The following is an 8103-nucleotide window of genomic DNA, read 5'->3' on the forward strand; positions in this document are numbered from 1 at the left end:
GGGCCTGCTTCTTTTTTTATTTACTTTTCTAGTTCTATTAACAAGTCTCCTGTAGAGATCGCTTCACCGTTTTGAACATGTATATTGGTTACAATGCCTGAAAATGGTGCCTGAACTGTTGTTTCCATTTTCATCGCTTCCGTAATCAATAAATGGTCGCCCTGAACGACTTTTTCACCTTTTTCGACGAGCACCTTAATCACCGTTCCAGGCATAGTCGCTGCCAAATGGCTTTCATTTTTTGGATCTGCTTTGATCTTGGAAGCAACGGAAGATTTGATGCTTTCATCTTTAATCACTACTTCACGTGGCTGACCATTTAATTCAAAGTAGACAATGCGGGTGCCATCTGCCTGCGCCTGACCGATAGAAACAAGCTTCACAATCAATGTTTTTCCTGTTTCAATCTCAATTTCAATTTCTTCCCCTAATCTCATTCCATATAAGAATGTCGGTGTATCCAGTACGGATACGTCGCCAAACTGATCGATCGTTCTCACATATTCCTTAAACACTTTTGGATATAAAGCATAAGCGATCACATCATGATCTGTGACTTGTCGGTCCAGTTCCTTAGATAACTCTTCCCGCAGAGCCTCAAAGTCCACATCCTTTAGCAGCTCGCCCGGACGGACGGTAAGCGGCTCTTTTCCTTTTAGGATGACCTTTTGCAATTGCTTCGGGAATCCGCCGTACGGCTGGCCTAAATATCCCTCAAACAGTTCAATAACAGAATCTGGGAAGTCAATTTTATCCCCTTTTTCCAGTACGTCTTCTTCCGTTAGGTTGTTTTGTACCATGAAGAGCGCCATATCGCCAACGACCTTCGAAGAAGGCGTTACTTTGACAATATCGCCAAACATCAGGTTTACACGGCTGTACATATCCTTAACTTCTTCCCAGCGTTCCCCCAGCCCGACGGCTTTTGCCTGCTGCTGGAGATTGCTGTATTGACCGCCCGGCATTTCATGCTTATAAATTTCTGTATGAGGAGCGACCATTCCACTCTCAAAATCTTGATAATACTTTCTGACCCCTTCCCAATAATGGGACAGCTCTTCCAAAGCATCGATGCTGACGGAAGGCTCCCGCTCCGTTCCTTTTAGTGCGTAACAAAGCGTATTGGCACTTGGCTGTGAAGTTAACCCAGCCATCGTACTGACCGCTACATCCACAATATCAACGCCGGCTTCAATCGCTTTGGCATACATGTAAATGCCGTTGCCGCTCGTATCATGGGTATGCAAATGAATCGGAAGATCGACGGTCGCTTTTAATTCTGAAATTAATCGATAAGCGGATTGCGGCTTTAACAATCCGGCCATATCTTTAATGCCTAGAATATGTGCCCCCTGATTTTCAAGTTCCTTCGCCATATCTTTGTAATACTGAATATTGTATTTCGGGCGGGTTGAATCTTCAATGTCCCCTGTATAACAAATGGAAGCCTCTGCAATCTTTCCGGTTTGACGAACAGCATCGATCGCTGTTTCCATTCCCTTGATCCAGTTTAAGCTGTCAAAAATGCGGAATACATCAATACCGGTAGCAGCAGATTGCTCAACAAACTCGCGGATAACATTATCTGGATAATTTGTGTAGCCCACTGCATTGGAAGCCCGGAGAAGCATTTGGAACAAGACATTTGGTACTTGCTCTCTTAACGAGATCAGACGTTTCCACGGATCTTCTTTCAGAAAGCGGTAGGAAACATCAAAGGTGGCTCCGCCCCACATTTCTAAAGAGAACACATCCGGCAACAATTTTGCTGTTGGTTCAGCAACGCGGAGCAAATCATTGGTCCGCACGCGAGTAGCGAGCAAGGACTGATGAGCGTCTCGGAAAGTTGTGTCTGTCAGCAATACTTCGGACCGGGATTTCACCCATTCAACGAGCCCCTCTGCTCCTTTTTCATCTAAAATCTGTTTAGTACCAGAGGCAGCCGATTGTAGGCGGTTGACTTTGGGAACAGGTGGCTGATCAAACAGAGGCTTCTTCTTTTTCTCAATGCCTGGAAAGCCGTTAATCGTCACATTGCCGATATAGTTTAGCATTTTTGTTCCGCGGTCTTTGCTTTTCGGGAAGATGAATAGCTCCGGTGTCGTATCAATAAACGACGTATCATAATTACCTGTAATGAAATTCTCATGACGCATGACATTTTCTAAAAATGGAATATTTGTTTTAATGCCCCGAATTCGGAATTCCTTTAGGTTGCGCAGCATCTTGGATGCAGCCTGCTCAAAAGTGAGCGCCTGTGTAGATACCTTCACAAGCAGCGAGTCATAATACGGAGTAATGATGGATCCTTGGAAGCCGTTCCCTGCATCTAGCCGGACGCCAAAGCCGCCACCAGAACGATACGCCATGATTTTTCCTGTATCTGGCATAAAGTCATTCAGCGGATCTTCTGTTGTAACTCGTGATTGAATCGCATAGCCATGAATCGTAATATCCTCCTGTGCAGGAATGCCGACTTTTTCACTGTGTAAAGAATGGCCTTCCGCAATCAGGATTTGTGATTGAACAATATCAATTCCCGTCACCATTTCTGTAATCGTATGTTCCACCTGAACACGTGGATTTACTTCAATAAAATAAAATTGATTGTCAGCAACAAGGAATTCTACTGTACCTGCATTCAAATAGTCGACGTTTTTCATTAACTTAACTGCTGCGTTACAAATGTCGTTGCGCAACTTTTCAGACAGTGAGACGCATGGAGCGACTTCTACTACCTTTTGATGGCGACGCTGTACCGAACAATCGCGCTCGTAAAGATGAATGATATTTCGTTGATGGTCTCCAAGAATCTGCACTTCAATATGTTTCGGATTTTGAACAAACTTCTCTACATACACTTCACTACTGCCAAAAGCCGCTTTTGCTTCTGACTTTGCCCGCTCATAGGCTTCTCTCACTTCTTCAACGCTATGGACAATCCGCATACCACGCCCGCCACCGCCAAGCGCTGCTTTAATTATAATCGGAAAGCCGTGCTCTCTTCCAAAAGCTACTACCTCTTCAAGATCGGAGACAGGACCGTCTGTACCCGGGATCACAGGTATATCTGCCCGTTGAGCTTGAACTCTCGCTTTTACTTTATCACCAAACATATCTAAATGCTGGGATTTAGGGCCGATAAAAATAATTCCTTCTTCCTCGCAACGTCTAGCAAATTCTATATTTTCTGACAAAAAACCATAGCCTGGATGAATCGCATCCACTTCTGCCTGCTTGGCAATCTCGATAATATTTTCAATATCAAGATAGGCGTCAATAGGCTTTTTGCCTTTGCCGACAAGATAAGCCTCATCCGCTTTGTAACGATGGTAAGAACCTGAGTCTTCTTTTGAGTAAATAGCTACTGTACGAATGTGAAGTTCTGTACAAGCACGAAATACGCGAATAGCGATTTCTCCCCTGTTTGCCACCAGCACTTTACTGATTTTTCTCATTTTCCATCTCTCCCCTGTTGTGCGAGTAAAAATATATATAAAAAGGCTCATTTAACTGAACCTTTTTATTACTGAAATGAGTATTACTTTTTATAAAGCTGTTCATACTTAGCAAACATAGAAATGTTAACAAGAATGCCAAGTGAAATTGCTAGCAAAATAAGTGAAGATCCCCCATAGCTGATCAGTGGAAGCGGTACGCCTGTAATCGGAATGACCCCAGTTACCCCGCCGAGGTTAATAGCCGATTGAATGGCAACCATACTTGAGATACCAACAGCCATCATCGTTCCAAATGGATCACGGCATTTGATAGCGATATAAATGCCTTTCAAAACGATGAAACTTAGTCCTCCCAACACAATGAAGACGCCTAAAACTCCAAGCTCTTCCGAAATGACAGAGATAATAAAATCTGTGTGCGGTTCAGGCAAATACCCTAGCTTCTGTATGCTCTGACCAAGCCCTCTTCCTAATACCCCGCCTGAGCCGATTGCCAAGTAAGAGTTAACAAGCTGATACCCATCTCCTTCTTGGTGCTCGAAAGGATCAAGATACCCATTGATCCGGCTCATTTTTCCTTCTGTAAAAATCTCGTCTTTTTTATAAAGAATAAGTGGTGACAGAATTAAAGCCGCCATTATACCGAGGACAATAAGCTTCCACATGCTCTTAAATCTCATCCCAGAAGAGATAATAATCGTACAACCGATCATAAATATAATGAACGCTGTACCAAAATCCGGCTCACTTGCGATGAGCATGCATAAAAAGACTAACAAAATGACCGGTGGTGTAACCCCTTTATTGAATGAGTTAATATATTTTTGTTTTTTAGCGTAAATAGCTGACATATAGATAATGATAACAAGCTTGGCAAACTCAGAGGGCTGAAGTGAAAATCCCCCGAGACGTATCCAGCTTCTCGCATTGTTTGAGATCGTACCAAAAAAACTCAATATTCCTAGAAGCCCGACAATCCCCGCTATCATAAAGAATAAAAATTTACTGTTTTTATAAGCCTTATACGGAAAGAGAGCCGCTACCAAGAAGAAAAAAGAGGCAATGATAATATGAATCTTTTGCTTATTATAAAAGTAGTCGCTTGCCACTTCATAGCGCTGCACTGCTGTTACTGAGCTGGCGCTATAAACCATCATCAACCCAAACAAACAGAGAAGAAAAAACGCGACTATGAGTGAGTAATCATATGATCTAATTATTTTTTTCCACATATTAATCTTCCTATCTCTTAAATCTTGGAGCACGCTGAAATTGCATCCTTTTATGTAAAAAAACTCAAACATCGATATAAGGTGTTTGAGTTTTTTGCCGTTTATTTTCGAGTAGATGCTTCATGGAGAGCTGACAGTTCCCGTTCAAGTGAATCAATCAGTTCTTTCCCATCTTTCTCATCAACCAGACCTAAACGAATCGCAAAATCTATTTCACGGGATAAGCCAAACATCTGGGTATCCAGCACCTCTTCATAAAGAGGACACTGGGGCATCGTTAAGTTGTCCATTTGAACTTTTATGAGCCGCAAGATCTTTCCCGCATCTGCTTCTAATAGAGAGTAGGCCTTTTCCCTGTGATTGACTTTTAATTCAGATGCCACATCGAACTCCCCCTGTTCAGCACAATAATTGACTGTATCTTATAAAATTCTATCGTTAATTCGACTAATTTGCAAGGAATTTTGAATTTATCCCTGACAAGAAAGAATTCTAGCGTTATAATTTATTTAGAACGCTAATTTAAATAAGGGGGACCCCCTGTGAATACAATCATGAGCATTAAAGGCAAAGTTAAATTTCCAATCACTTTGGATTCAGGCGTATGGATCTTTGATGACCGGCGTATCGACTTGAATACATATTTCGACACTGAAGAAGACAGTCAGGCTCTTAAAGATGAAGAGTACACAAAGAATGTATCCAAGTTCTGGGATAAAGAAATCAGAGAAGGAGCTGTATTTCCGCCAACGATTAAATCCGAAAGAAAATATGAAAAGGAAAAGGTATTAACAGGCACATTTGCTATACCTTTCGAACCATTTTTAAAAAATGCCGAGCCCGAGCCGGGAGCCGAGTCTCTTATCATCGAAACAGATGATGAAGAAATCACCCTGCCGCTGGAACGAGCAGAGGAAATCATTCTGGCTTTCTCTAAAGAGGGCAAGCCGCTCCGCGAAGATGGTCCTGTCCATGTCCTTTTTAAGGATGGGTCAAATCGGGACAATCCTATTAGGAAAGTGACTGCCTTTCGGATCTCCTAACCTAAAGTATGGGTATAACAGAAAAGCCAGGCACCCTTCAGCATGCTGAAGGGTGCCTGGCTTTTTATACGGCTAAAGAATATCAGCTGCCAGTTGTGCAAGACCTGACCGTTCCCCTTTCATTAATTTAATATGGCCTGAAACTGCCTGGTCTTTAAATTTTTCAATTACATATGTTAATCCATTGTTATATTCGTCTAAATAAGGGTGATCTATTTGAGCGGTATCACCCATTAAAACGATTTTGCTTCGTTCTCCGACCCTGGTTAATATTGTTTTCACTTCATGCTTCGTTAAATTTTGTGCCTCATCAATAATGATGTATTGCTCAGGGATGCTTCTCCCGCGTATATAAGTTAAAGCCTCCACTTCCACTGAATGGAGTCCTGCTAAAATTTGATCAATTTCTCCTGGTTTTTTCGTATTAAACAAATACTCCAGATTATCATAAATAGGCTGAATCCACGGACGCAGTTTTTCCTGTTTTTCACCAGGAAGGTAACCGAGATCTTTCCCGACAGGAACAATCGGCCGAGCGACAAGTAATTTTTTAAAAAGCTGTAAATCTTCCGTCTGTAGAAGTCCTGCCGCAAGGGCGATGAGTGTCTTTCCGGTTCCCGCTTTTCCTGCCATAGTGACCAATGGAACATCAGGCCTCATTAACAGTTCAATCGCCATCATTTGCTGGACGTTGCGCGGTTTAATTCCCCAGATGATATCTTCATCATGCACAAGTTTTTTTAGCATTCTTCCTTGGGCATCTACTATGCCAACAGCGGACGCTGAACTGCCAAGTGCATCTTTTAGTATAAGAAATTGATTAGGATAAAAAGGGTGATGGGCAATTTCAGAGAGAGGCAGCTCGCCCTTTTTATAGAATAAATCAAGCAACTCTTTGGGCACATATATTTCTAAAAAACCTTTATATATATCACTCATCTCGATGACACGGTCACTCAAGAAGTCCTCTGCTTGTAAACCAATTGCGTCTGCTTTTACCCTTACGAGCGTGTCTTTACTCACTAAAATTACAGATCGGCCGCCTTTTTTCTCTTCCTCTTCTATTGATAAGTTCTTTGCTACTGCCAGAATACGGTTATCATTTGTCTTCTCAACAAATACTTCTTGAAGCTTTTGAAAAGAGCGATGATTCAATTCAATTCTTAGGCTTCCGCCATTTTCTAATTCAATCCGTTCATGCAGCTTGCCGATCTCTCGCATTTTATCAATGAGCTTTGATACAAGTCTGGCGTTCCTTCCTATTTCATCCATATACCTTTTTTTGGAGTCTAATTCTTCTAATACCACTGCCGGGATGACAACTTCATTTTCTTCAAAGGCGAAAATAGCATGTGGGTCCTGTAACAAGACATTGGTATCCAGCACATAAATTTTACTCAACGATACGCCTCCTGCTTTGTTCATCTTTTTTTATTATATGAGAATAGATGGCACCAGGTTCAACGATAAGGCAAAGGCTGATAAAAATATATGTCTGTATGAATAAGAATAGAAGAGGATCACAAAATATAAAGAGCCGTCTTATTCATTAATTAAAGAGGTGACAAAAATGAAATGGATTCTTCCCTTTCTGACAATTGCTCTTCTTTTCGGATGTACCGCCCAAAAAGATGCAGGGCTAAATATGGAAGAACAAGCAACTGATGAAACACGTTATAAAGCACAGGTCAATAATAGTGAAGCAAATAACAACGATCGTATTTCTATGGGTGAAGCATCACGCCGATTGGCAGCAACCGCACGCACTATGCCAGGAGTAAATGACGCAACCGCGGTAGCTTGGGGACGATATGCCATTGTTGGAATTGACGTGGACGCTAATTTGGATCGCTCAGAAGTTGGTTCGATTAAATACACAGTTGCTGAAGGTCTGAAAAACCAGCCTTATGGGGCCGAGTCGGTTGTTGTCGCTGACCCTGACTTATATGCACGCTTAAAAGAAATCGGTCAAGATATCGAAGATGGCCGGCCTCTGCAAGGTCTTGCCAACGAGTTAGCTGACATTGCCGGACGAGCTATGCCTGAAGTGCCTGGAAATTTAGTAGATGATAGGGCCGACCAATCAACGGAACAACCAAAGAAAAAATTATCCCCTTCTGAGTCCCGTGAGTTAGAAAAGCAGCAGGAGGAACAATCGAATCACCACAAATAAAGAGTAGGCTATTTGATTTGCGCCTCTTACTTTTTTGTTATCTAATCTTGGAGCCCTAACACTCGCTGGCTTTCCTATCACTTTTTTAAAAAGAGCTGATTTATAAATCAGCTCTTTTCAGACTGTAGACAAACTCAATGAAATTCTAGAGTTTGTCTACAGTCCTTTTTATTTTGCTTGTGAATGGGGGCTGT

6 protein-coding genes are annotated in these 8103 nt (G+C 42.0%); 2 read left to right on the forward strand and 4 right to left on the reverse strand.

The genetic code is table 11. The features are described from left to right. Positions 1-20: 20 nt before the first annotated feature. The 3 genes from pyc to ACH0BF_RS08755 all read right to left on the reverse strand — a co-directional run bounded on the left by pyc (position 21) and on the right by ACH0BF_RS08755 (position 5076). Positions 21-3458, reverse strand: a complete 3438-nt coding sequence (gene pyc, locus ACH0BF_RS08745; RefSeq protein ID WP_406909280.1) for a pyruvate carboxylase — start codon at positions 3456-3458, stop codon at positions 21-23. A gap of 83 nt (positions 3459-3541) precedes the next feature. After that, complete coding sequence (locus ACH0BF_RS08750; RefSeq protein WP_340854829.1) at positions 3542-4693, reverse strand: FtsW/RodA/SpoVE family cell cycle protein; 1152 nt, start codon at positions 4691-4693, stop codon at positions 3542-3544. 101 nt (positions 4694-4794) lie between these two features. Further along, positions 4795-5076: an Fpa/YlaN family protein gene (locus ACH0BF_RS08755; RefSeq protein WP_049661321.1), complete on the reverse strand. Its 282-nt coding sequence runs from the start codon at positions 5074-5076 to the stop codon at positions 4795-4797. Between the two features lie 159 nt (positions 5077-5235). Between ACH0BF_RS08755 and ACH0BF_RS08760 the strand changes: the two genes are divergently transcribed. After that, positions 5236-5736, forward strand: a complete 501-nt coding sequence (locus tag ACH0BF_RS08760; protein WP_120037024.1) for a molybdopterin-binding protein — start codon at positions 5236-5238, stop codon at positions 5734-5736. A 72-nt stretch (positions 5737-5808) separates the two neighbouring features. On the opposite strand, the gene ACH0BF_RS08765 is transcribed toward ACH0BF_RS08760, so the two are convergent. Next, entirely contained in the window at positions 5809-7137 is a 1329-nt protein-coding gene (locus ACH0BF_RS08765) for a PhoH family protein (protein ID WP_340854832.1), read from the reverse strand. Positions 7138-7306: 169 nt separating this feature from the next. Here ACH0BF_RS08765 and ACH0BF_RS08770 point away from each other — a divergent pair, with 169 nt between their 5' ends. Beyond that, positions 7307-7909: a YhcN/YlaJ family sporulation lipoprotein gene (locus ACH0BF_RS08770; RefSeq protein WP_120037020.1), complete on the forward strand. Its 603-nt coding sequence runs from the start codon at positions 7307-7309 to the stop codon at positions 7907-7909. The last annotated feature ends 194 nt before the right edge of the window (positions 7910-8103 follow it).

Source organism: Pseudobacillus sp. 179-B 2D1 NHS (assembly GCF_045370945.1).
In the GTDB taxonomy this organism is placed as follows: Bacteria; Bacillota; Bacilli; order Bacillales; family Domibacillaceae; genus Pseudobacillus.